The sequence below is a fragment of the Gordonia sp. NPDC003424 genome (assembly GCF_053588655.1).
Map to the genome: position 1 here is coordinate 227,311 of NZ_JBSFQJ010000009.1, position 23,693 is coordinate 251,003.

24 protein-coding genes and 1 tRNA gene are annotated in these 23,693 nt (G+C 67.1%); 11 read left to right on the forward strand and 14 right to left on the reverse strand.

Annotated elements, in window-relative coordinates; genetic code table 11:
• The first annotated feature begins 67 nt into the window (after positions 1 to 67).
• From ACWDTI_RS15655 to ppsA, 4 genes are all read left to right on the forward strand, one after another.
• Positions 68 to 778, forward strand: coding sequence for a Crp/Fnr family transcriptional regulator (locus ACWDTI_RS15655; RefSeq protein WP_449739016.1), 711 nt, complete (start codon positions 68 to 70; stop codon positions 776 to 778).
• Between the two features lie 45 nt (positions 779 to 823).
• Positions 824 to 2,248, forward strand: coding sequence for an FAD-binding oxidoreductase (locus tag ACWDTI_RS15660; RefSeq protein ID WP_449739017.1), 1,425 nt, complete (start codon positions 824 to 826; stop codon positions 2,246 to 2,248).
• A 106-nt stretch (positions 2,249 to 2,354) separates the two neighbouring features.
• Positions 2,355 to 3,194, forward strand: coding sequence for a pyruvate, water dikinase regulatory protein (locus tag ACWDTI_RS15665; RefSeq protein WP_449739018.1), 840 nt, complete (start codon positions 2,355 to 2,357; stop codon positions 3,192 to 3,194).
• Between the two features lie 11 nt (positions 3,195 to 3,205).
• A complete protein-coding gene (gene ppsA, locus ACWDTI_RS15670; RefSeq protein ID WP_449739019.1) occupies positions 3,206 to 5,587 on the forward strand; it encodes a phosphoenolpyruvate synthase in 2,382 nt (793 codons plus the stop codon).
• A gap of 51 nt (positions 5,588 to 5,638) precedes the next feature.
• Here the strand turns inward: ppsA and ACWDTI_RS15675 are convergent, their stop codons facing one another.
• A complete protein-coding gene (locus tag ACWDTI_RS15675; RefSeq protein WP_449739020.1) occupies positions 5,639 to 6,373 on the reverse strand; it encodes a hypothetical protein in 735 nt (244 codons plus the stop codon).
• A 130-nt stretch (positions 6,374 to 6,503) separates the two neighbouring features.
• Complete coding sequence (locus tag ACWDTI_RS15680; RefSeq protein ID WP_449739021.1) at positions 6,504 to 8,084, reverse strand: DUF222 domain-containing protein; 1,581 nt, start codon at positions 8,082 to 8,084, stop codon at positions 6,504 to 6,506.
• A 224-nt stretch (positions 8,085 to 8,308) separates the two neighbouring features.
• Between ACWDTI_RS15680 and ACWDTI_RS15685 the strand changes: the two genes are divergently transcribed.
• From ACWDTI_RS15685 to ACWDTI_RS15715, 7 genes are all read left to right on the forward strand, one after another.
• Positions 8,309 to 8,917: a hypothetical protein gene (locus tag ACWDTI_RS15685; protein WP_449739022.1), complete on the forward strand. Its 609-nt coding sequence runs from the start codon at positions 8,309 to 8,311 to the stop codon at positions 8,915 to 8,917.
• 156 nt (positions 8,918 to 9,073) lie between these two features.
• Positions 9,074 to 9,223: a hypothetical protein gene (locus ACWDTI_RS15690; protein WP_449739023.1), complete on the forward strand. Its 150-nt coding sequence runs from the start codon at positions 9,074 to 9,076 to the stop codon at positions 9,221 to 9,223.
• Positions 9,224 to 9,308: 85 nt separating this feature from the next.
• Complete coding sequence (locus tag ACWDTI_RS15695) at positions 9,309 to 9,542, forward strand: helix-turn-helix domain-containing protein (protein ID WP_449739024.1); 234 nt, start codon at positions 9,309 to 9,311, stop codon at positions 9,540 to 9,542.
• Positions 9,543 to 9,645: 103 nt separating this feature from the next.
• Positions 9,646 to 9,807, forward strand: a complete 162-nt coding sequence (locus ACWDTI_RS15700) for a hypothetical protein (RefSeq protein WP_449739025.1) — start codon at positions 9,646 to 9,648, stop codon at positions 9,805 to 9,807.
• Between the two features lie 292 nt (positions 9,808 to 10,099).
• Positions 10,100 to 10,300: a hypothetical protein gene (locus ACWDTI_RS15705; protein ID WP_449739026.1), complete on the forward strand. Its 201-nt coding sequence runs from the start codon at positions 10,100 to 10,102 to the stop codon at positions 10,298 to 10,300.
• A gap of 28 nt (positions 10,301 to 10,328) precedes the next feature.
• Entirely contained in the window at positions 10,329 to 10,679 is a 351-nt protein-coding gene (locus ACWDTI_RS15710) for a hypothetical protein (protein ID WP_449739027.1), read from the forward strand.
• Between the two features lie 488 nt (positions 10,680 to 11,167).
• Positions 11,168 to 11,605: a hypothetical protein gene (locus ACWDTI_RS15715; protein WP_449739028.1), complete on the forward strand. Its 438-nt coding sequence runs from the start codon at positions 11,168 to 11,170 to the stop codon at positions 11,603 to 11,605.
• A gap of 322 nt (positions 11,606 to 11,927) precedes the next feature.
• Here ACWDTI_RS15715 and ACWDTI_RS15720 read toward each other — a convergent pair whose 3' ends face one another.
• The 12 genes from ACWDTI_RS15720 to ACWDTI_RS15775 form a co-directional block, all read right to left on the reverse strand.
• Positions 11,928 to 13,112 carry a pentapeptide repeat-containing protein gene (locus ACWDTI_RS15720; RefSeq protein WP_449739029.1) on the reverse strand — a complete coding sequence of 395 codons (1,185 nt, stop codon included), beginning with the start codon at positions 13,110 to 13,112 and terminating at the stop codon, positions 11,928 to 11,930.
• 149 nt (positions 13,113 to 13,261) lie between these two features.
• A tRNA-Pro gene (locus ACWDTI_RS15725) sits at positions 13,262 to 13,335 on the reverse strand.
• Positions 13,336 to 13,446: 111 nt separating this feature from the next.
• Positions 13,447 to 13,710 (reverse strand): GlsB/YeaQ/YmgE family stress response membrane protein, encoded by a 264-nt coding sequence (locus ACWDTI_RS15730; protein WP_449739030.1) that lies wholly within the window; start codon positions 13,708 to 13,710, stop codon positions 13,447 to 13,449.
• Positions 13,711 to 13,829: 119 nt separating this feature from the next.
• A complete protein-coding gene (gene der, locus ACWDTI_RS15735) occupies positions 13,830 to 15,278 on the reverse strand; it encodes a ribosome biogenesis GTPase Der (protein WP_449739031.1) in 1,449 nt (482 codons plus the stop codon).
• Positions 15,275 to 16,015, reverse strand: coding sequence for a (d)CMP kinase (gene cmk / locus ACWDTI_RS15740; protein WP_449739032.1), 741 nt, complete (start codon positions 16,013 to 16,015; stop codon positions 15,275 to 15,277). The genes der and cmk overlap by 4 nt, the downstream gene beginning before the upstream one ends.
• Positions 16,012 to 17,013 (reverse strand): pseudouridine synthase, encoded by a 1,002-nt coding sequence (locus tag ACWDTI_RS15745; RefSeq protein WP_449739033.1) that lies wholly within the window; start codon positions 17,011 to 17,013, stop codon positions 16,012 to 16,014. The genes cmk and ACWDTI_RS15745 overlap by 4 nt, the downstream gene beginning before the upstream one ends.
• Before the next feature lie 20 nt (positions 17,014 to 17,033).
• Positions 17,034 to 17,738, reverse strand: coding sequence for an SMC-Scp complex subunit ScpB (gene scpB, locus ACWDTI_RS15750; protein WP_449739034.1), 705 nt, complete (start codon positions 17,736 to 17,738; stop codon positions 17,034 to 17,036).
• Positions 17,735 to 18,607 (reverse strand): segregation and condensation protein A, encoded by an 873-nt coding sequence (locus tag ACWDTI_RS15755; RefSeq protein ID WP_449739035.1) that lies wholly within the window; start codon positions 18,605 to 18,607, stop codon positions 17,735 to 17,737. The genes scpB and ACWDTI_RS15755 overlap by 4 nt, the downstream gene beginning before the upstream one ends.
• On the reverse strand, positions 18,604 to 19,572 hold the full coding sequence (locus ACWDTI_RS15760) for a ParA family protein (RefSeq protein WP_449739054.1): 969 nt from the start codon (positions 19,570 to 19,572) through the stop codon (positions 18,604 to 18,606). The genes ACWDTI_RS15755 and ACWDTI_RS15760 overlap by 4 nt, the downstream gene beginning before the upstream one ends.
• A gap of 493 nt (positions 19,573 to 20,065) precedes the next feature.
• Positions 20,066 to 21,007, reverse strand: a complete 942-nt coding sequence (gene xerD, locus ACWDTI_RS15765; protein WP_449739036.1) for a site-specific tyrosine recombinase XerD — start codon at positions 21,005 to 21,007, stop codon at positions 20,066 to 20,068.
• The gene (locus tag ACWDTI_RS15770) at positions 21,004 to 21,669 is read right to left on the reverse strand and encodes an NUDIX domain-containing protein (protein WP_449739037.1); all 666 of its coding nucleotides are present in this window, start codon (positions 21,667 to 21,669) and stop codon (positions 21,004 to 21,006) included. Before ACWDTI_RS15770 ends, xerD begins: the two co-directional genes overlap by 4 nt.
• On the reverse strand, positions 21,666 to 23,408 hold the full coding sequence (locus tag ACWDTI_RS15775) for a CTP synthase (RefSeq protein WP_449739038.1): 1,743 nt from the start codon (positions 23,406 to 23,408) through the stop codon (positions 21,666 to 21,668). The genes ACWDTI_RS15770 and ACWDTI_RS15775 overlap by 4 nt, the downstream gene beginning before the upstream one ends.
• Positions 23,409 to 23,693: the final 285 nt, after the last annotated feature.

A 23,693-nucleotide genomic window follows, 5' to 3' on the forward strand; every position in this document is an offset into this window, starting at 1 on the left:
GGGGCAGACGCCGCGCCGGGGGTTCGCACGCCTGGCACATCCCCGGCGATTTTGGGATCCTTCCTGCGTGACCCCGGAGGACGTCCTGCTGAGAACTCCGATCTTCCGCGACCTGTCGTCGTCCGACGTCGCGCAGCTGATTCCGGATGTCCGCGTTCGCAATTATGAACGGGGCCAGCCGATCTGGGTCGAGGGCGACCCTGCCGACGTCCTCGTCGTGGTGGCCGAGGGCCAGCTCAAGGTCTACCGCGTCCATCCCGACGGCAAAGAGGTGATCGTCCACGTGGTCACCGCCGAGGGGGTGACCGGCGAGGTGGGGCTGTTCCATCCCGCCGGGACCAGGTGGCTCGGCCTGAGCGCGATGACGAACGCTCGCTGTCTGCTGATCCGGCGGGCCCCGCTGGTGACCTTCCTGTCCCGACATCCCGCGGCGATGCAACGCATGCTCGAGCAGCTGAGCACTGCTGCCGTGCTGGCGGCCACCTCCCTGAGCAGGGTGGCATTCGACGACATCAGCCAGCGCGTCGCCGGGCTGCTCCTGGAGTTCGCCGACGAGCATGGCGAGCCCATCCCCGACGGCCTTCGAATCTCACCCAGGCTGTCCCAGGGTCAGCTCGCGTCACACGTCGCCGCTTCCCGCGAGAACGTCAACCGCGTTCTGGTCGCACTGACCGCTGCCGGGGTGGTCAGCCACCACGACGGCCACTTCTACGTGCACGATCGGGCGGCTCTGGCACGGGCGGCCGGACCGACCGCATCGAACACGTCCAACCTGTGACGTACGGCACTGTTCGGTGACCACCCCGGGGTCACACTCCAAGACATGACCACGATCGACGAGACATCCCTCGGCCCTCTCCGTTCCACCTTCGCCGGCGAGATCCTCACCGCGGCCGACGGGGCGCGATATGACGAGGCACGCGCGGTGTTCAACGCCATGTTCGACCGACGGCCGGTGGCGATCGCGCGGGCGACCTGCGACGGCGACGTCATCGCGGCGATCCTGTTCGCGCAGTCGGCGGGGCTCCCGTTGGCGGTTCGTGCGGGTGGTCACTCCGTCGCCGGATATTCGACGGTCGACGGCGGACTGCTACTCGATCTGCACTCGATGCGCACGATCTCGATCGACCCCGACGCGAGAACCGTTCGGGTCGGTCCCGGGGTCACCTGGGGAGAGCTCGACGCCGCGACGCAGCAGTACGGACTCGCGACGACCGGCGGCCGGATGACCACCACCGGGGTCGCCGGCTTCGTCCTCGGCAGCGGAAGCGGATGGCTCGAGCGCAAGCACGGCCTGGCGTGTGACAACCTGCTGTCGGCTCGAGTGGTCACCGCCGATGCCCGTGTCGTCACCGCCGGCGCGACCGAGAATCCCGAGCTGTGGTGGGGACTTCGCGGCGGCGGCGGCAACTTCGGTGTGGTGACGGAGTTCGAGCTGCGTCTGCACCCGGTGGGGCCGACCGTGTACGGCGGCCTGCTGATGTACCGGCGCGACCAGGCACCCGCGGTCTGCCGGCGATATCGCGATCTGATGGCCGATGCACCGCGCGAACTCAGCGGCGGACTCGTGTTCCAGACGGCACCGCCCGCGCCCTTCGTACCCGACGAACTGAAGGGACGGCCCGTGGTGTGCGTGATCGTGGCGTACTTCGGGGCCCTCGACGACGGGCCCGGTGCGGTCGCCGCCCTCGCCGAGCTCGGAGAACCCGCGGTCGACATGCTGGGCCCGCTTCCCTACCGACAGCTTCAGGCACTGACCGATCCCGGCAACCCGCCCGGCCGTCGGAACTATTGGCATTCCGACCTGCTCGGAAACCTGTCGGATGCCGCCATCGACGCCCTGATCGATCGGGCCGACACCGCGACCTCGCCCGCGAGCGTGATCATCCTGGCCCGCGGCGGCGGTGCGGTCGGCGATGTCCCCGACGACGCCACGCCGATCCGGGGTCGCGCAGCGCCGTGGTACTACCACTGCTACGGCATCTGGACCAGCCAGGACGACGAACGTCAGGTCGACTGGGTCAGGGTAACCGCGGCAACCGCACGGCCATGGACCGTCGACGGCATGGCCCTCAACTTCTTCACCGAGGTCGACGACAACCGCGTCCGTGCGGCGTTCGGCCCGGAAACCTACCGGCGTCTGGTCGCCCTGAAGGATCGCTACGACCCGGACAACCTGTTCTGCCGTAACCAGAATGTTCGGCCGTCGGACGACCTGGTGTCCCGTCGAAACGCGCCCCCGGCATGACCTGAACGCCCGACGAACCGTCGGTTACGCGACCTGCCCGACAGCCCGCAAACCGCCTGAGCAACGATAGAGGCCACAGTGACGTAGGCCGATAGGAAACGATCAGGTGAGTGGGGCACACGCCGGCGAGGCAATCCCGGTCTTCTTCCTCTCCGACAGCACCGGTATCAGTGCCGAGACCATGGGTAATGCGCTACTGCTGCACTTTCCCGATCACCGGTTCGACCGGACGCTGATCCCGTTCATCACCACCCCCGACGACGCCCGCGAGGTGGTGCGCAGAATCGACGCCGCGATGAACAACGGCGTGACACCGCTCGTGTTCGTCACCGCCGCGCTCGACGACGTCCGTCTCGAACTGCACAAGACCCGTGCCCCGCTGATCGACTTCTTCGACGTGCACATGCAAGAGGTCGAGACCATTCTCGGCACCCGCGGCGCCCGGACGCCGGCGCGGCTGCACGGCGTCGGCGACGTCAAGCGCTACAACGCCCGCATGCAGGCCGTCGAGTACGCGATCGAGCACGACGACGGCCAGAGTATTCGCTCGCTGGACAAGGCCGACGTGATCCTGGTGGCGCCGTCGCGCTGCGGTAAGACCCCCACGACGATGTACCTCGCGCTGCAGCACGGCCTGCGCGTCGCGAACTATCCGCTGGTCGACGAGGACCTCACGAGCACCGACCTGCCACGTCCGATCCGGCACCTCGCCGACCGCTGCTTTGGCCTCATCACCAGCCCGGCGCGCCTGAGTGCGGTCCGCTCGGAACGCCGTCCGGACTCGACGTACGCCTCCTTGCGACAGTGCGCCTACGAACTCAAGCGCGCCGAGGCCCTGTACCGCACGCACGACCTTCCCGTCATCGACTCGTCGGCGAAATCCGTCGAAGAAATGTCCACACTCATCCTGCAAGTTCTCGCCCGCAGGCCCCACCCTGAAAATTGAGGAGCCATTTCATGAACACGAACGTCCGATGGTTCGCCGACCTCGGCCTCGCCGACCTCGAGGAGGTGGGCGGCAAGAACGCGTCGCTCGGTGAAATGGTCCGGAATCTGACCGGCGTCGGTGTCCGGGTGCCCAACGGGTTCGCGACGACCGCCGACGCCTACCGCGAGTTCCTGAGCAGGCCCGACGACTCCGGGACCAGCCTGGCCGCGCGGATCAGTGCCCGCCTCGCCGATCTCGACACCGACGACGTGCAGGCGCTGGCCGAGGCCGGACGCGAGATCCGCGCGGCCGTGATGGATCAGCCGTTCCCCAAGGATCTCGAGGCCGACATCCGGACGGCGTTCGCCGAGTTGTCGGGCGGTTCGGACGAGGCCTCGTTCGCCGTGCGATCCAGTGCGACCGCCGAGGACCTTCCGGACGCGTCTTTCGCCGGGCAGCAGGAGACCTTCCTCAACGTGCGCGGTATCGACGCGATACTGCAGGCGATGCGAGAGGTGTTCGCCTCGCTCTACAACGATCGCGCCATCGCCTACCGGGTGCATCACAAGTTCGACCATGACGCCGTTGCCCTGTCGGCGGGCGTGCAGCAGATGGTGCGCTCCGACATCGGCGCCTCGGGCGTCATGTTCACCATCGACACCGAGTCCGGCTTCCCCGACGCCGTCTTCGTGACGTCCTCGTACGGTCTGGGCGAAGCGGTCGTCCAGGGAGCGGTGAACCCCGACGAGTTCTACGTCTACAAGCCCGCCCTGCGCGCGGGCCGCCCGGCCGTGCTCAAGCGCGGCGTCGGGTCGAAGGCAACCAAGATGGTCTACACCGACGACCGCTCGGTCGGCCGCACGACCGAGTTCGTCGATGTCGAGCCCGGCGATCGGCGACTGCTCAGCCTCACCGACGCCGAGGTCGAGGCACTGGCCCGCCAGGCACTGTTGATCGAGGAACACTACGGGCGCCCGATGGACATCGAGTGGGGTAAGGACGGCGTCGACGGCGAGCTGTACATCCTCCAGGCGCGCCCGGAGACCGTGCAGTCGCGCGCGGCGGTGACCGGCCAGCTGCGGTTCCGTCTCAACGAGACCGGTCCCGTCCTCGCCGAAGGGCGGGCGATCGGCGCCCGGATCGGCGCCGGTGCCGTACGCATCCTCGAGTCGGTGGAACAGATGCACGAGTTCCAGGCCGGCGAGGTGCTCGTCGCGGACATGACCGACCCCGACTGGGAGCCGATCATGAAGCGCGCCAGCGCGATCGTGACCAACCGCGGCGGACGCACCTGCCACGCCGCGATCATCGCCCGCGAACTGGGCATCCCCGCGGTCGTCGGTTCCGCGGGCGCCACACGGTCGCTGACCGCCGGCCGCGAGGTGACCGTCTCGTGCGCGGAGGGCGATACCGGGTACGTGTACGACGGCCTGCTCGATTTCGATGTCACCGAATCGACGATCGAGGCGATGCCCGAGATCAGCACCAAGATCATGATGAACGTAGGCACCCCCGAGCAGGCGTTCGCGTTCTCCCGCCTGCCGAACAATGGCGTCGGCCTCGCGCGACTGGAGTTCGTGATCAACCGCCAGATCGGGATTCACCCCAAGGCGCTGCTCGACTTCGACACTCTCGACGGAGAACTCAAGGAGCAGGTCGGCGAAGCGATCGCGGCCTATCCGAGTGCCCGCGACTTCTTCGTCGACCGGGTGGCCGAAGGGGTCGCGACGATCGCTGCGGCGTTCGCGCCGCACCCGGTGATCGTGCGTATGTCGGATTTCAAGTCCAACGAATACGCGAAACTGGTCGGCGGTGAGCTCTACGAGCCCGACGAGGAGAACCCGATGATCGGCTACCGCGGGGCGTCGCGGTACCTGTCGAAGGACTTCGCCGACTGTTTCGCCATGGAATGTGCGGCACTGAAGTACGTCCGCAACGAGATGGGCCTGACCAACGTCAAGATCATGATCCCGTTCGTCCGCACGCTCACCGAGGCGGAGGGAGTGATCTCGCTGCTCGCCTCCCACGGCCTGCGCCGCGGCGAGAACGGCCTCGAGGTGATCATGATGTGCGAGGTGCCGTCCAACGCGGTCATCGCCGATGCGTTCCTCGATCACTTCGACGGCTTCTCCATCGGCTCCAACGACATGACGCAGCTGACGCTCGGGCTCGACCGCGATTCGGCCCTCGTCGCGGACTCCTTCGACGAACGCGACCCGGCCGTGAAACACATGCTGGCCGCGGCTATTTCGGCCTGTAAGGCTCGCGGGAAGTACGTGGGTATCTGCGGGCAGGGGCCGAGCGATCACGTTGACCTCGCCGAATGGCTGCTCGAGCAGGGCATCGAGTCCATGTCGCTGAATCCGGACACCGTCGTCGACACCTGGACGCGGCTGGCGGCGCTGGGCTGATCGCCTCGCTACCAACGTCATTCGCCCTGCGAATGACGTTGGTAGCGCTCGTCATCCACCGGCGGGCGAGGTTGGGGATGTCAACAATTCGATCGGGACGACGTAGGCGATGCCGACGTCGAAGGGCTCCACACCCCATTCCTTCAGGGCTGCTACGGCAAGTTCGGCAGCTTCGCCACGCGCCATCGGAGACAACGTCGCCACCAACGTGGATCGGTCATCCGTCAGTGCCGATTCATGTTCTGCCCATGCTCCGGCCGTGGGCGGGGGCGACGCCGAGACGACCGAGTAGATCCATGCATTGACCGTGGAGGTGCCCGGCAGTATCGATGGCCCAGCCGCACGCGGGTCTGGGCCTCTGCCGACCACGAGAACCTCCCCCCGCGCCTGTGCGCCATCAGCTGCCCGGATGATGACGTCCTCGACGGAATCCCAGCTCTGGTACGGGCACTTCTCCGTTCCGGTCGCCGGGGACACTTTGATGAAGATTCCCTGACCCATTGTCATGCCACCTCGGTGGGACGACGCAAGCGTCTTGCCCACGCACAGAATCTGATTCGCGATGTCCAAGCTGGCCGATTCACGATGATGTGCGCGGTCGAACCTCTCGGTCGAGATCGCGCCCGAACCCTGTAGTCGCTCCAGCTCATCAGTATCCGAGAACTTGCGGATCTTCCACAGCGATGGCTCGCCATCACGCCACAGCCGGACATGGCCGGACATGGCCATGCCGAGCGTGACCTCGTCGGCGCGGCCGGCGTTGAATCCCAAGGTGCGGTCAGTCATTCGTCCTCCGATCGAGTTGCATGCCTGCCATCGTCGGGCATCGACGACCCGATCTCGGGCGCGGAGGTCGAATTTGTGGATAACCGGCCGAAGTACCGGCGAAGTGTGAGTTGTGGTAACCGGAGAAGGGTCACCCGAGGTTGACCCGGTTGACGCCCCATCCGGCGGCGATCAACCGTGGAATGCGCGGTCGTTCGTCGGGGTGACCGGGAGGTCCGGTGGGGGTTTTGGGTTCGGTTGTGGCCGAACGATTCTGGGCCGGTCGGGTCTGGTCGGTCCGGTGCAGTTGGCGGGTGAACGCTTCGGCGACCTCCCGGGTGCGATCGATGCGCACCCGCGGCCGACCCTTACCGTTGCCGCGTCGGGCGTTGCGCGTCCAGGCCGGGCGTCCGGCATCGGGGCCGGTCTTGATGATGTGGGTGGACCACTGGCCCGGTTTGTCGCCGACCATCCGGTTGTGTGTCGGGCACGCAGCGGCCAGGTCCTGGATGTCGGTGAGCCCGCCGTCTTTCCAATCCTGTTCGGCGTGGTGGGCTTCGGTGTGGGTGAACGGCTGGCTACAGCCCGGGCAGGTGCAGGTGGCGCCGTCACGGGCCAGCAGCATCATCCGTTGGACCTGGCTGGCGAACCGGTTGGCCCGCCCCAGATACAACGGTTGGGCACTGTGGTCGGCGAACACGGCGAGATGCTGCTGGGCTTCGGCGGCCAGTTCGATCACGTCGGTGATCGGCAGGAGAGCCCCACCCGCGGTGGTGCCCACCCCGGCCCGCTCGCGCAGTTCGGTTTCGGAGATGGTGATGATCAAGTGCGGCGGCAGCCCGCGATGACTCTTCCCGAGCAGGCCACCGTCGGCGACCGCCTGCAGCAGCGCGTGCAGGGCATCGTGATTACGTTGCCCCGGCGTGCGAAGGTCCCGCTCGGCGGCCTGCTTCAGGGCCTCGGGATCGGCATCGTCCTTGCTGCCCTTGGGCGATGCGTCGTCGTCGGGGTTGTTCATGCCGGGCGCAGCCCACGCGTCGAGCACCACATCCAACAGGGCACGGGTGACCGGGTCGAGTTGTCCTTCGAGGGCGCTCATCAGCTGGGCATCCTGCTTGGACAGATGCAGTCTGCGCCGCCGCGCCCGATCGGCGTCGTCGGTCAACGCGCCATCGGGATCGAGATGCGCGAGCAGCCGGGCACCCAGAGTGGTCAACTCTTTCGGGGTGTGCACCCGGGCGTAGTCGGCCATCAGCTCTTCCGCCGCGGCGCGTTGCTCGGGGTCGATTTTCGCGGGCAGTTTGTCGAGCACCCCGATCACCGTCACCGCATGATCGGTGCCGATCGCGCCCTCGGCGAACGCCTCCGCCAGGGTCGGGCATCGTGGGTCCAACTTCTCACCGGACAGCGCGTGCAACGACAACAGCGCCGCCATCTGCTTACGTCGGCGGCCGGTGTCGGTGATCCGCAGCCGGTCCACCATGAAATCGGTGAGCGACCGGTACCCTTCCTCGCCGACCACGTTGCGATCCGAACAGTCCAGCAGCCGCTGCAACCCCATGAAGCTCATCCGCCGCGCGGAGCGTTCATGGACTTCGGCGACCGCCACGACCTCGTCGTAGGAGGCCGGGGTGGCATCGGCGGCGGCGATCCGATCCAACACATCGTCGAGTTCACGGTAGAGCCCGACGATCTCCGCGTCATTGTCTTCGGATGTGGTGCCGCTGGTCATCGAGCCCCCTCCCCAAGTACTCGAACTGATGTTCGAAGTCTATCTGATGTGCGACTCAGAGGCAAGGATGTGTTGACAACAATTCCGCTCCGCAACCCTGTGACCGCCGAGTCAAGTGTGGCTGGTGGCAAGGGCCGCGACGGGCAGGTTCAGAGCGCGGCACCGACATCCCGGACAGCGATGCCCACCGTCGGCGCGTACTGGCCGAGTTCCGGGGCACGGTGATGACCCGTCTGCATCCCGGTGGCGCAGTAGTCATCATCGGCACCCGCTGGCACCGCAACGATCTCATCGGGCACCTACTCGATGCCGAGGCTGATCGCTGGCAGCTCATCAACGTTCCCGCCGTCGCCGAGGCTGGTATCCCCGACGCGCTTCATCGTGAGCCGGGGCAGGTGATGTCATCGACTGTCGGTCGCACGGCCGCACATTTCGCCGACCTCCGGCGATCCCTCGACGACCGGCACTGGTACGCGGAGTTCCAAGGCGTCCCCGGCAGTCCCGAGGGCAATCTGATCAAACGTGAATGGCTCGCCTCGTGGCGATTACCCGCTGCCCCCATCGCGCCCGTGCGAACGGTTGTCGCCGTCGACCCGGCCGACAGCGGGCACGGCCATCAAGCGGGAATTGTTGCGGCATCGCTTGGCCGCGACGGCACGATCGCTGTCATAGCCGATGCGTCGGCGCAGATGACCTCCGATGCCTGGGCGCGTGCGGCGATCGACCTGGCGATCACCGTGGGCGCGAGCGAGATCGCCATCGAGGCATTCACTGCTCGCGCAACGTACGAACGAATCGCGCGCGATACCGGCTGGCCTCGCCAATCCGCGTGACGATGTGGCCACCGAAGGGCAGCGGGGCCATGGGCGACAGCCTTGCCCGAGAGAGCGCGCTGTTGCAGGCGTTCGAGGTCGGCACTTGCCGGATCGCAGGCCATCTTCCCGACCTCGAAGTGTGGATGGCAGCGCGGGCAGCATCAGCCCGACAGCTTGGCCGCGCTGACGATCGCCCACGACCTACTGTCCGAGAGCGCGGGCGGTGTCACTCTCGGCGTTCCGTCGGGCCGTATCGGCGAGCGCGCCGACGTGACCGCGATGGACGCCTACCTGCGGCGTCGAGTCACCGATCGACTCGCCTAGACGCCTCATGATCACCAATCACGTTGCACAACAACGACTTTAGTCAGTTGTGTACACGCGCCAACGTACGGCAACATCTCCCAACATGAACGCACGACCGCACTCGATTCACCCGGAGACCGACGCTCCGCGTCACTACTTCACCTCGACCCAGGCAGCGGAATCTCTGGGTGTTGCAGAGTGGACGATCCGCCGATATGCCCGCGACGGCGTCCTCCGCGCCTACCGGGTTGGCTTGTCCGATCGCGGTCAGCTTCGGTTCCGCCGACATGATCTCGATGCACAACTCGTGCCCCTGTCGAAGGAATCACGCGTATGACCTGAGATCGCGACACCGCTATCCGCTGAGCCTCGGCAGCGGAGAGCATCCCACCACCACCCGCGACGTCGCTAGCTGACGTCGCACCACCGAGGAGCCCGACATGACCACCGACACCCGAACCGACATCGAAATCCAGAACCACATCGTGAACGTGATCCGTGAGCGAGTCGACGACGGCGAGTTCATCCCGCACCGAGAAGGATGGACATATGAAGATGACGACGAGGCCACCCCTCACGCTCGCCACTATCACCGAGGCTGAACGCGACGAGCTGGCGACGTGCGTTCACGAAAGCGGCCACGCGATTGCCGGTGTCCTGTTGGGCGCTCACATCGACCGCGTCCAACTCCACCGGGGTCGCACCTTCGGCATTCGTGGCCGAACTGAGTACCGGGACATCCCCACCGGCACATGGCCGAAGCTGAGCTACAGCGGCCCATACGCCGAGGCGAAGTTCCGAGCGGGTCGGACGCCCAACCTTCGCGAGATCCGGGCGGTGTTGGGCCACCTTGGGCACAGCGACCACGCTGCCCTGCTGGCCAGCGGTGGTCCCTTGCCGCGCGAGATCGAACGACACATCGAGAACACCTGGCCTGCTGTTGTGAAGCTGGCTCAGTTCATCCACCGCCACGGCGAAGCCCGACACGAGGATGCATGCCGCGCACTCGGCATCCCGTCGGAAAACAACGGCCACCACCGATCGGTCATCGCGTCGGGAAGCTGGCCGGTCCGCGTGAGTTTGCCGACCGCTTGAGCACTCAAACACCAACGGAGACAACATCATGGCGACACCCAACCCACTCCCGATCGAGTACCAGGCACCCCTGGTCAACCCGAGCCCGTCAGGTCTGTTCGCGGCGACCACCTGGACCGACGACGAGATCCCGCGCTGGCTGGCGGGCGGGGTCCGGGTCCGACCGCACAACAACGGCGGCGAGGATGCCTTCGGCATCTGGGCAGCCGACTGGTGCCCGGATCCCGATTCTGACGAGCTGAAGACCGGCACCCGACCCGAGGTGCCTGACCCGTTCGACCCGATCACGTCATGGGCGTTCGACACCTGCGACACGACCTCGCCGTCGCAGGCCGAGGTCCGCACGCGGGTACAGCAGAACTTCCGCCTGATCGAATAGGTCGCCGTCGAGCGCGAGTTCGCAGCCCGGCTGATCTCCGACGCACCCGCTGGACCCACACCGGGCGACATCGTCACAGCGGTGGGACATCTGGTGGCCGAGCTGGCCAAGACCAACACGGTCGGCCTCATCCACGCCTCCGCAGCGGTGGCAGCCGCAGCAGCACAAGCGAATCTGATCATTGCCAGCGGCGGCGCAGCGAGTACCCCGCTCGGCCATCTCTGGGTGTTCGGCGGAGGGTACGTCGAGGGTCTGGGCAAGGCGCTGGTAGCCCCACCTCGCCGACCTACGGCTGGCGCGACACGGTGGCCGTCCGCGATACCTTCGCCCCAACCCAGAACGAATACCTGGCCATCGCCGAGCGATCGGTGGTCGTCGGATACGAACGGGCCGTCATCGCGACCGCTTGGCTCTCCTGAGTCCACCGCACGAGCGAATCCCGGCGCTTATGCCCGGCATTGTCAGCACATCGCGGCATACTCAGCCGCGTGAATAGTGACACCTGGACAGACCGCGATCTGCCCGTACTGAGCGCAGTCGTCGAGATTTACGACCAATCAGGGCAGCAGGCGAGTGCGAACGAGTTGGCAAGTGTCTGCGGACTCGACGACGAGACCGTACAGAGAGCGCTACGTGCTCTCTATCGCGGGCCGTACTTCGAGAAGGGCATGACCAATGGGGCGGGCGATGTTCTCGTGGTCGGCAAGCCTACGAGCGACGCGCTTAGGGCAGCCGGACAGTGGCCGTCACCCGAGACCCTGTTGCGGCGTTTGATTGACACGTTGCAGGCTGCCGCAGACGACGAATCACGCCCAACGGAAGAACGGAAGAGATTCCAGCAGATCGCAGGATGGCTCGGTTCCACGGCATACCAGGTCGCTATCGGCGCGATGGGGGGCGCTGGTGGCAATTTGCTAACTGGGTAGACCTTCTCTCTTCCACGGCCATCAGGTCCATACTTGTCATATGACAACACCGGACGAGCGCGCGGTACTAGCAGCGGCGGTCCAGATTTGCGATGAGAACGAGGGCGGAGCGAGCGCCGAGGCCGTGGCAGCTCGGCTCGGTGTGAGTGTGGATGTGGATGTGGTGGTTCGCGATCTACTGCCGCTAGTCGCCGACTACTTCGCCAAGCCGCTACGCGGAGACGATGGGGTTGTCGCGGTCAGGCAGCCAACAGTAGAAGCTCGCGCGTTTACCAGAATGCCCGACTAGGTCGACACCGCCCGATTCGATCTGCTCAGGACGCTACCGTTCAAGGCTGCGCGGACCCTCGATCTGGGCCGGGAACCCCTTCGCAAATGCGGCACCCTCTGTCACCACATTCGTCGCGAACTCTGCCTCGTCGAAGTCTGCTACGTCGTTGAACTCGGCACCTGTGAAGTCGGCCTCGTCGCTGAATGTCGCCCGTTTGAACTCTGCCGGTCCTAGAAACTGCACGCGCTGGAACCTCGTCGAATGGTCAAAAGCTACGCGATCAAACGAAGCCTCCTCGCGAAATACTGCTTCGTCAAACCATCCACCGTGGTCGAATCTGGCCGACGAGAACGAGGCGCCCTTGCAGAACTCAGCGTTGTAGAAACTCCCCATTCCACCGATAAAATGCGTTCGAGAGAAGAACGCGCCGTACTTGAAGACACAACCGTCGAACGATCCGCCGTCGTAGAAGACAGCGCCCATAAAGTCCATCGGCCCACTGAACTCGCAGTAAGAGAAGTGTGCGTCGTAGAGGTGCGCTCCACCGAACTCAAATCGAAGGTCGCTCCAGCACCGACCGTTCAGGTCAATCCGCTTGCAGTGCCCCTCGATCACATCGGTAATGACTTTTCGCACGTGAAGGTCGTTGGGCTGATACGCGTGACGGTCCTCGACCGCTGCAGCTTCACCATTCGTAGTCACCGATCGCTCGACGAGCGTGTGCTGATTGTCCGGCGGCGATGCCAGCGGAGTGCGTAGGTAGCCACATAGCACGTTAATGCACGCTTGTGCCTGTCTCGTCGCTGCGGCCATCGCTCTAGCCCGCACCTCGTCGCGTAGCTTCTGATTCCACGCCCTCGCGCGTAGGTAGGCGAATCGCGAGACTGACCCGGAGTTCAGCCAGTCATCGGCGAGCGCTTCGAGCGCATACACCGCCGCGATCCGCACCGCCGGATTCGCATCAGCAAGTTGGGTGGCAATCGTCGTGTAGCGGTCCTGCCGGTTGGTCGTCCTGAAGTGTCGTTCCGTCTGCTTGTAGACACGATGCGCGGCAAAGAACGCGATCGACGCGGCCAGTACGGCGAGAAGCCCTGCACCCAACGTCGCCCACGGTTGCGTGAGCGTCCAGCCCGGATCGGGGACCGTAGACGACGGCACCGAGGGCACCGCCGAGACGTCTGGTGTAGAACTCGGCGGCGGTACTGGCGAAGACTCTGGCGCGGCCCACAGCATCATCTACGTCAAAACCTCTCCGGCACCCAGGTGCCAAGTGATACTCAACTGGACGACCTGCTGGCAGGTTCTTGACAGGATGGCTCTGAAATACAAGTCAGGGACCGTTCTCGGATAGTCCGAAAATGGCCCCTGACCTGCTAATTCAGTTGTCGGGCTGACAGGATTTGAACCTGCGACCACTTGACCCCCAGTCAAGTGCGCTACCAAACTGCGCCACAGCCCGTTGCCCCGCCAAAGCGGAGCGTAGAAGAGCCTAGCCGACGACGTGCGGTTCGATCCAATCGCCTGGTCAGAGCGTCGGACACAGATCACGCCACGCCTCGGAAGGCTCCGATCAGGCGGCCGTCGACCGGCCCTTGAACCACAGCCAGCCACCGGTCACCAGGATGGCCCCGACGATGGACCCGATGATGCCGCTGGGGCGGAAGTTGAGGCCGTCACCGGACAGCAGGCTGATCAGCAGACCGCCGACGAACGATCCGATGAGGCCGGCCACCAGCGCCAGGCCCCAATCGATTCCCTTGGCGCCGCGGCCGAGGATCAGCTGGGCGCCGGCTCCGATGAGCATTCCGAACAGGATGAGTCCAATGATCAGCACACGGGGAGTCTATGGCACACCCTCCGGCACGCCGGACCCCGGGCGACTGCACACGTTTTACCCCGCCTGCACACGGAATCTCGTGTGCAAACGGGGCAAAACGTGTGTGGGAGCGACGCTCAGCGCTTGCCGCGCCGCTGCTCCCGCTTGTCCCGAACCCGGACGTTGATCCGCACGGGTGAGCCGTCGAAGTTGAACTCCTCGCGCAGCCGGCGCTCCAGGAATCGACGGTAGCCGGCCTCGAGGAACCCGGTGGTGAAGAGCACGAACGTCGGGGGGCGGACCGAGGCTTGCGTCGCGAACATGACCCGTGGCTGACGTCCGCCGCGCAACGGCGGCGGGGTGGCCGCGATGACCTCTTTGAGCCAGTTGTTCAGGCGGCCGGTCGGGACCCGCTTGTCCCACGACTCCAGGGCACCCTCGAGCGCCGGGACGAGCTTGTGTACCGACCGGCCGGTGCTCGCCGAGATGTTCACGCGACGGGCCCACGGCACCCGCGACAGCTCGCGGTCGATCTCCTTGTCGAGCTGGTAGCGACGGTCCTCGTCGACCAGGTCCCACTTGTTGAAGGCGATCACCAGCGCCCGACCGCTGTCGATCACCAGCGACAGCACCCGCAGGTCCTGTTCGGTGATCGGCTCGGACGCGTCGATGAGCAGGATCGCCACCTCGGCGGCATCCAGCGCCGCGCGGGTGCGCAGCGACGCATAGTACTCGTGGCCGCTGGCCGTGCGCACCTTCCGGCGCAGCCCGGCGGTGTCCACGAATTGCCATGTGCGGCCATCGATTTCGACGAGTTCGTCGACCGGGTCGACGGTGGTGCCGGCGACATTGTCGACGACGGACCGCTCCTCGCCGGCGAGCTTGTTGAGCAGCGAACTCTTGCCGACATTGGGTTTGCCGACGAGCGCGACGCGACGCGGACCACCCAGCGTGCCCGTGCCCTCGCGCGGGGTCTCGGGCAGGACGTCGAGGATGACGTCGAGCAGATCGCCGGCACCACGACCGTGCGCCGCGGACACCGGGTAGGGCTCCCCGAGGCCCAGCGACCACAGCGTCGCCGCCTCGGCCTCGGCCTTCTCGCTGTCGATCTTGTTGGCGGCCAGGATGACCGGCGTCTTCGAGCGGCGCAGCACCCGCGCCACCGCCTCGTCGGTCGCGGTCGCCCCGACCGTGGCGTCGACCACCAGCACGATCGCATCGGCGGTGCGCATGGCCAGTTCGGCCTGCGCGGCCACCGCCTGCTGCAGGCCCTTCGCGTCGGGTTCCCAGCCACCGGTGTCGACCACGGTGAACCGCCGGCCGGACCAACTCGCGGAATACGACACCCGGTCACGGGTCACGCCCGGGATGTCCTCGACGACGGCTTCCCGACGACCCAGGATCCGGTTGACCAGCGTGGATTTGCCGACGTTGGGGCGGCCGACGATGGCCAGCACCGGCATCGGCGTGGCCTCGTCCCCGCCCCCGTCGACGTCGAGATCGCCCATCTCCCAATCGGATTCGTCCGACCAGGTGCCGTCGCCGGGGACGGCGAGATCGTCTGCGCCGGTGATGTTTTCGCTCACGACTGAACTCCGGTGTCGGGGATGGTTACGCTCGGGACCGCATCGGTCGAGAGACGTTCGCGGACAAGGGCGTCGAGCGTGTCGACGACCTGCTCGAGGGTCAGGTCGCTGGTGTCGACGAGCGCGGCGTCGTCGGCCGCGCGCAGCGGGGACACCGCCCGCGTCGAGTCGAGATGGTCGCGCCGGTTGACGCTGGCCAACACCGCGTCGTAATCGCTGTCCCGCCCGGCCGCAAGGTTCTGCCGATGGCGGCGCGTGGCCCGTGCCTCGGGAGTCGCGGTGAGGAAGATCTTGACGTCGGCATCCGGGAACACAACGGTGCCGATGTCGCGTCCTTCGACGACGACGAACTCCCCCGCCGATTCACTGCGTTGCACGGCAACGAGTTTGGTGCGCACCTCGGGAACCGCGGACACCGCCGACACCGCGCTGGTCACATGATCACCGCGGATCTCGCGCGAGACGTCGACACCGTCGAGGAATGCCGTACACCCGTCCTCCCCGAGTTCCAGCCGGATGTCCGCCTTGCCAACGACTTCGCCGATCCCGTCCGGATCATCGAGTGCCACACCGGCGTTCAGGACCGCGAGGGTGGCCGCCCGATACATGGCCCCGGTGTCGAGGTAATGCGCCCCGACACGCTGTGCGATCAGTTTGGACACGGTCGACTTGCCGGTACCGGCCGGCCCGTCGATGGCGATCACCCGACCAGCCGTCGTCGAATCCCCCTGTGTCACAGGCCCACCGCCTGGTAGAGCGCCCCGATCTCGCGGTTGTTGAGCACCCTAATGCTGCCCGGTCGTTGCTCGCCGAGCGCGACCGCGCCGAGATGGGTGCGCACCAGTTCCTGCACCGGATGGCCGACCTCCTCCATCAATCGGCGGACGATGCGATTTCGGCCCTCGTGCAACACGACCCGTACGAGCGACTGCCCTTCGTGCACGCTGACGATGGTGAACGAGTCGACGGTGACCGGCCCGTCCTCGAGTTCCACACCGTCGCGCAGTCGACGCCCGACCGACCGTGACACCTCGCCACGGACGGTGGCCAGATAGGTCTTGGGCACCTCGTAGGACGGATGCATCAGCCGGTGGGCCAGTTCGCCGTCGTTGGTCAGCAACAGCAGTCCCTCGGTGTCGGCGTCGAGACGACCGACATGGAACAGCCGTTGCCCGGCCATCACCCGTTCGGCGACGATGTCCCCGACGCACGGCCGGCCCTGATCGTCGGACATGGTGGACTGCCAGCCCTTCGGCTTGTTCAAGGCGAGGTACTGCTTGCTCTCGTCGACGACGACACGCGCACCGTCGACGCGGATCACCGCGGTGTCCGGATCGATGCGCATCCCCTGCTCGGTGACGACCTCGCCGTCGACCTCGACACGGCCCGCGGCGATCAGCTCCTCGGCGCCGCGCCGCGATGCCACACCGGCCGCGGCGAGAACCTTCTGCAGGCGCACGCCGCCGGCCACATAGGTGGCCCCGGCCTCGGGATTGTCGGCGGGAATCTGGTGGCGGGCCGGCCGGGCGTTGTTCAGGCGCACCTTGCCCGATCGCACGTCCGGCTTCGACGACCCCTTGCGGTGTTGCTTCTTCGCCCGCGGGGTGTCGGCACCGCCGTGTTTGGCGCCCCCGGTCCGCTGGGTCTTCTTCCCGCCGGTGTTCTTGTTCGAGCTCTGGCCGCGTGCGGGCTTGCGGCGGGGGCCCGGTGTGCCGTCTCGGCTAGCGGATGCCATGTCGTGTCCTTTGTCGGTTGTCAGTCGTCACTGTCGTCCGCGACGCTGCCCGATGTGTCGTCGGCGCCGGTCGCGGGTGACTCGTTCCCTGTCGAGTCTGACCGGTGACCACCGAGTTTGGCGAATCGCGGATCCGCGGAGAGCTCCTCGTCGAGGTCGTCGATCACATCCACGTCGGGCAGCAGCGGCGCCAGATCGGGCAGCTCCGACAGTGACGCGAGACCGAGCCGCTCCAGGAACAGCTCGGTGGTGCCATAGGTGGTGGCGGTGGTCTGCGGGTCGGTGCCCACCTCGTTGATCAGGCCCCGCGCGACCAGCGTCCGGATCACGCCGTCGACGTTCACCCCGCGGATCGCGCTCACCCGGGCCCGGCTGACGGGCTGCCGGTAGGCGATCACCGCGAGCGTCTCGAGCGCCGCACGGGTCAGCTTGGACCGGGCGCCGTCGAGCAGCAATCGTTCCACGTAGGGCGCATATTCGGCGCGGGTGTAGAACCGCCAGCCGTCGCCGGCGAAGCGGAGGTCGATGCCGCTGTTGGCCTCGGTCAGGTCGGTCGCCATGGCCGTGAGCATCGCCTGGACGCGTGCCGCGTCCTGCTCGACCGCTGTCGCCAACTCCTCGGTGCTGACCGGGGTGTCGACCACCAGCAACACGGCTTCCAGCGCCGACCGCAATCCGTGGTCGTCGAGGTCCGCATCGTCGGTGAGGTCGGTTCCGTCACTCATCCGTAGTCCTCCGCCTTGTCGATGTTGACGTCGTCGACCCCACGTTCACCCGTCCAGGAGACCTGCAACTCACCGAGCGCCTTAAGTTGCTCGAAAACGATCGCCCGCTCCCGGAAGAGCTCGAGGAGCCCGAGGAAACTCCCGACCACCTCGAGGCCGGTGTCGCAGTCGGCCACCAGCCGCGAGAAGCTCACCCACTGCCCCGGCGTCTGCCCGAGGATGGCCGCCATACGCCTCGCCTGCGCGGGCACCGACACCTTGTGCATGTCGTGCAGATGGCCGAGCCCGACGGCCGGCGCCGGACGCGGGGTCAACGCCGTCGCCGCGATCTGGGCGAAACCGGCCGCATCCACGCCCAGGGTGACCTCCGGCAGCAGCTCCTCGAACTGCTTCTCCAGCGACACAGCCCGCGGATAGCGTTGCAGCGCAGCGGCTTCCAGCTCGCCGAACAGTGCAGCGACCTGCTTGTAGGCACGGTATTGCAGCAGCCGCGCGAAGAGCAGGTCGCGGGCTTCAAGCAGCGCGAGATCCTCGGGGTCGTCGACCTCGCCGGTCGGCAGCAGCCGGGCGGCCTTCAGGTCGAGCAGTGTCGCCGCGACGACGAGGAACTCGGTGGTCTGTTCGAGACCCACCTCGGGGCCCATCTCGCGGGTGTAGGCGATGAAGTCGTCGGTCACCTCGTGCAGCGCGACCTCGGTGACATCGAGGCGATGCTGGCTGATCAGGTTGAGCAGCAGATCGAACGGCCCCTCGAAGTTACGCAGCCTGACCTGGAATCCGGTGGGTTTGTCGGCCGCGGGTTCCGAAGGCTGCTCGACGGCCACCTCGATATCGGCGGTGGCGGCGAGATCTCCGGGAACGTCGGTCATGCGGGTCGGGTGTCGCGCGCGATGACCTCCCGCGCGAGCGCCCGGTAGGCCTCGGCACCGGCCGACTTCGGCGCCCACGACGTGATCGGTTCGCCGGCGACGCTGGTCTCCGGGAAACGGACGGTGCGGCTGATGACCGTGTCGAAGACGGTGTCGCCGAACACTTCGACGACCCGGGACATCACCTCACGGGAGTGCAGGGTGCGGGCGTCGAACATGGTGACCAGGATGCCGCCGAGTTCCAGCCGCGGGTTGAGCCGGTCGCGGACCTTGTCGACGGTGTCGGTGAGCAGCGCGAGCCCGCGAAGGCTGAAGTACTCGCATTCCATCGGGATGAGGACGGTGTCCGCGCAGGCCAGCGCGTTGACGGTCAGCAGGCCCAGCGACGGCTGACAGTCGATGAGGACGAAGTCGTAGCGATCGAGGACTGGATGCAGCGCACGGGCCAGTGACTGCTCCCGCCCGACCTCGGTGACCAGCTGGATCTCCGCCGCCGACAGGTCGATGTTGCTCGGCAGCAGATCGAGACCCTCGACGCGGGTGCGCATCAGCACCTCATCGGTGGGCGCGTGCGGGGGCACCAGCAGGTTGTAGACGGTCTGATCGAGTTCATGGTGCGGAACGCCGAGCCCGGCCGAGAGCGCACCCTGCGGGTCGAGGTCGACGAGCAGGACGCGGCGACCGTATTCGGCAAGGGCGGCACCGAGATTGATCGTCGACGTCGTCTTGCCGACGCCGCCCTTCTGGTTACATACCGCGATCACCGTGGCCGGACCGTGCCGTTCGAGCTGGGTCGGCTCGGGCACCTCGCGATACGGGCGGCCGGTCGGACCGATCTCGGGGCGGGCCGGCTCGGGCGTGGTGTGTCCGGCCGGACCCTCCGAGCCGGCGGGCGCGCCGGGTTCGCTGGGTTCGCCGGGCGGGCCAGGGGTCGTGGACGGTTGGTCGGGACCGGCGGGCGGCACCTCGGGACTGGCCGGCGGTGCTTCCGGAGTGACCGGCGGTGCCTCGGGACTCGCGGGAGCGACACCCGGGGTGACCGGAGTCGGCGGCGCACCCGGCGTCGCCGGACTACCCGGAGCAGCCGGACCACCGGGAGTAGCCGGACTAGCCGGACTAGCCGGAGCCGGCGGGCTCCCGGGGTTCCCCGGATACCCCGCGACCACGCTGCCGCCCGGCGTCGCCGGGTTGCCACCCGGGTTCGGGCGCACGAAGGCGGGCGGCGCCGAGTCGTCGTCGCCGTGGTGTACCGAATCGAATCCGAGCTGCATCGGCATACGGAACGGATCGTGGGATGGTCCGGCAGACCGCGGTGCCCCCGGGGTGCTCACGTGTCCGCCGCTCCCTTCTGTCGTGTCGCCGCTGTCGTGCCGCCGTCTGGCCGTTGCGACGATCGCCGGACTGTGGTCAAGACTAGTGGGTCGGGTGCCCGATCCCGTGGCGCATCGCCGCGCGTCGTCATCGGGCGCGAGGATGCGCGGTCGCGTAGACCTCACGCATGGTGTTGACCGTCACCAACGTGTACACCTGCGTCGTCGTCACCGAGGCGTGGCCGAGCAGTTCCTGCACCACGCGCACATCGGCGCCGCCGTCGAGCAGGTGGGTGGCGAAACTGTGGCGCAGGGTGTGCGGGGACACCGCCTTGTCGAGCCCCACGCGCTGCGCGGCGTCGGACAGCACCTGCCACGCACTCTGCCGCGACAGGCGGCCGCCTCGTGCATTGAGGAACAGCGCGGGCTCGGCCCGGCGCACCAGCCCCGGCCGCCCCCGCACGAGATAGGCCTCGATGGCGTCGATCGCCGGCCCGCCGACGGGAACGACTCTTTCCTTGCCGCCCTTGCCGCGCAACCGCACCGCGCGACTGTCGGTGTCGATGTCGTCGACGTCGAGGGAGATCGCCTCGGAGATCCGCGCTCCGCAGCTGTAGAGCAGTTCGAGTAATGCGCGATCGCGGAGCGCACGCGGATGGTCGGCGGCTCCGGCCGACTCGAGGATCGCGAGGACCTCGTCGACCGGGAGTGATTTGGGTAGCCGACGGGCGGGCCGTGGCGGGGCCACGGCATGCGCGACATCGTCGACGACGATCCCCTCGGCCGCGGCGAACTTGTGAAAGCCTCTGACCGCCACCAGGGTTCGTGCGATCGAGCTGTCCGCCAGTGGCGCCTGCCCGAGGTCGCGGTCGCCGCGCCGCAGCTCGACGAGGAACTCCCGGACGTCGTTCTCGGCGACCTCGGTCAGGGTGTCGATCCCGCGCGTGGCCAGATACTGCTCGTAGCGGCCGAGGTCACGCCGGTACGAGCTGACGGTGTTGGCGGCCGCGCCACGTTCGACGGTCAGGTGATCGAGGTAGCGGATCACCGCGTCGGCGGTCGCCGACGCGGAGACCGGTGCCCCGGTCACCGTGCTTCTCGTCGCTTGCGCAGGGCCGTCGGCCGATCGGTCCAGGGTGCGGTGGCATCGCGCAGAACGACACCGGGATCCGACGCGGCGGCCACCGCGAGGATCCCCGCCACGCAGGTGGCGTTGACGATCTCCCCGGCGAGGATGCCGCCCACGGCGTCGTCGGCCGACATCCACTCCACCGACATGTCGGCCTCTTCGTCGTGACGCTCGGCGGGGTCGAGATGCCGCAGGTCTTCGGCGAGATAGATCCGGAGGGCCTCGTCGGTGAAACCCGGTGACAGGTCGACGTCGACGAGAACATGCCACTGCTCGGCCGCCAGGTCGACCTCTTCGGCGAGTTCCCGTTTCGCGGCATCGAGGGGCGACTCGCCGGCCCCGGCGTCGAGCAGCCCGGCCGGTAACTCGAGCAATCGCCGGCCGATCGGATGCCGGTACTGCCGGACGAGGGCGATACGCCCCTGCTCGTCCCGTGCGACGACGGCGACGGCACCGTGATGCTCGACGACCTCCCGCTCGGCCACCCGACCGCCGGGCATCTCGACCTCGTCGACCCGCAGGGTCAGGATGGCCCCGTCATAGATGGTCCGGCTACGCCGAACGGTGAACTCGTGCGATCCGGCCGACCCGCCGCCGTCGGCCGGTTCTCCCGGCTTCGTCAAGCGCCACGTTCCTCGAGGTCGTCGTCCGAATCCTCCGTCGACGGCGGCTCGTAGTCGCCGAGATCCACCGGAAGTCGTTCTGCCGCTTTATATTTCAGTGCTGCGTCGATGAACGCACGGAAGAGCGGATGCGGCCGCGTGGGCCGGCTCTTCAGCTCGGGATGCGCCTGGGTGGCGACGAAGAACGGATGGATCGACGGCGGGTATTCGACGAACTCGACGAGATGCCCGTCCGGCGAGGTGCCGGAGAACACCAGGCCCGACTGCGCGACCTTGTCCTTGTAGGCGTTGTTGACCTCGAAGCGGTGGCGGTGGCGTTCGGAGACCTGGGTGGTCGCGTAGGCCTCGGCCACCACGGAGCCGGGTTCCAGGACCGCCGGGTAGGCACCGAGTCGCATGGTGCCACCGAGGTCGGCCTCTCCGGCGACGACCTCGTGCTGGTCGGCCATCGTGGAGATCACCGGGAAGGGTGTGTCGGGATCGAACTCCGTCGACGACGCCTCGTCGAGTCCGGCCGCACGGGCCGCCTCGATGACCACGCATTGCAGGCCGAGGCACAGGCCGAGCAGCGGGATGCCGCGAGTGCGGGCGTACCGGATCGCGCCGACCTTGCCCTCGATGCCGCGGATTCCGAATCCACCGGGGACGAGCACCGCGTGCACGTCGCCGAGCGCGGCCTGTGCGCCCTCCGGGGTCTGACACTCGTCAGACGGCACCCACTTGATCTCGGTGCGGGCTCGCCAGGCGAAGCCGCCCGCGCGGATCGCCTCGGTGACCGACAGGTACGCGTCGGGCAGGTCGACGTACTTGCCGACCAGCGCCACCACGACGGTCTCCCGCGGGTCGTGCACCCGCTTGAGCAACTCGCCCCATTCCGTCCAGTCCACGTCGCGGAACGGCAGATTGAGGCGGCGCACGACGTAGGCGTCGAGTTGCTCGCGGTGCAGCACCTTGGGGATGTCGTAGATCGACGGTGCGTCCGGGGTGGAGATGACGCCTTCGATGTCGACGTCGCACATCAGCGCGATCTTCTTCTTGAGGCCCTCGGGGACCTCGCGGTCGCACCGCAGGATCAGCGCGTCGGGCTGGATACCGACGTTGCGCAGCGCGGCCACCGAGTGCTGGGTCGGCTTGGTCTTGAGCTCGCCGGACGGCGCCAGATACGGCACCAGCGACACGTGGATGAAGAAGACGTTGTCGCGTCCGACGTCGTGCCGGATCTGCCGGGCCGCCTCGATGAACGGCAGCGACTCGATGTCGCCGACCGTGCCACCGATCTCGGTGATCACCACGTCCGGGGTCTCGCCGTCGTCGCCGGGCTCGCGCATCGCCAGCACCCGCGCCTTGAGCTCGTCGGTGATGTGCGGGATCACCTGCACCGTCTCGCCGAGATACTCGCCGCGCCGCTCCTTCGCGATGACCGACGAATAGACCTGTCCCGTGGTCACATTCGCCGACTGCGACAGGTTGCGGTCGAGGAACCGCTCGTAATGGCCGACGTCGAGATCGGTCTCGGCGCCGTCCTCCGTGACGAAAACCTCACCGTGCTGGAACGGATTCATCGTCCCCGGGTCGACGTTGAGATACGGGTCGAGTTTCTGCATAGTGACCCGCAGGCCACGAGAAGTGAGAAGTTGCCCGAGGCTCGAGGCGGTGAGGCCCTTACCCAGGGACGAGGCGACACCACCCGTCACGAAAATGTGTTTGGTGTCAGTGTGCACATGGCGCAGTGGTCGCAAATGCGTCTCCCGTCGGCCGAATCAGGCCCGAAATACCTGTTTACCTACGGGACTCCAGGGTAACACCTCGACGGCCGAACGCCTGCCGCGACACCAAACCTCACCTCTCCGAGGTCGGCGAGGTGGCCCACGAAAGCTACGTCGTGGGGCCGGGCGCCGCCCCCACGGTGATCGCCGTCGCCTTCGGGCTAACACCTCGACGGCCGAACGCCTGCCGCGACACCAAACCTCACCTCTCCGAGGTCGGCGAGGTGGCCCACGAAAGCTACGTCGTGGGGCCGGGCG

Coding starts and splice junctions, on each gene's coding strand:
- ACWDTI_RS15660 (WP_449739017.1), top strand. CDS start 824: ATGACCACGATCGACGAGACATCCCTCGGCCCTCTCCGTTCCACCTTC.
- ppsA (WP_449739019.1), top strand. CDS start 3,206: ATGAACACGAACGTCCGATGGTTCGCCGACCTCGGCCTCGCCGACCTC.
- ACWDTI_RS15675 (WP_449739020.1), bottom strand. CDS start 6,373: ATGACTGACCGCACCTTGGGATTCAACGCCGGCCGCGCCGACGAGGTC.
- ACWDTI_RS15680 (WP_449739021.1), bottom strand. CDS start 8,084: ATGACCAGCGGCACCACATCCGAAGACAATGACGCGGAGATCGTCGGG.
- ACWDTI_RS15685 (WP_449739022.1), top strand. CDS start 8,309: ATGACCCGTCTGCATCCCGGTGGCGCAGTAGTCATCATCGGCACCCGC.
- ACWDTI_RS15695 (WP_449739024.1), top strand. CDS start 9,309: ATGAACGCACGACCGCACTCGATTCACCCGGAGACCGACGCTCCGCGT.
- ACWDTI_RS15700 (WP_449739025.1), top strand. CDS start 9,646: ATGACCACCGACACCCGAACCGACATCGAAATCCAGAACCACATCGTG.
- ACWDTI_RS15710 (WP_449739027.1), top strand. CDS start 10,329: ATGGCGACACCCAACCCACTCCCGATCGAGTACCAGGCACCCCTGGTC.
- ACWDTI_RS15720 (WP_449739029.1), bottom strand. CDS start 13,112: ATGATGCTGTGGGCCGCGCCAGAGTCTTCGCCAGTACCGCCGCCGAGT.
- ACWDTI_RS15745 (WP_449739033.1), bottom strand. CDS start 17,013: ATGGCATCCGCTAGCCGAGACGGCACACCGGGCCCCCGCCGCAAGCCC.
- scpB (WP_449739034.1), bottom strand. CDS start 17,738: ATGAGTGACGGAACCGACCTCACCGACGATGCGGACCTCGACGACCAC.
- ACWDTI_RS15755 (WP_449739035.1), bottom strand. CDS start 18,607: ATGACCGACGTTCCCGGAGATCTCGCCGCCACCGCCGATATCGAGGTG.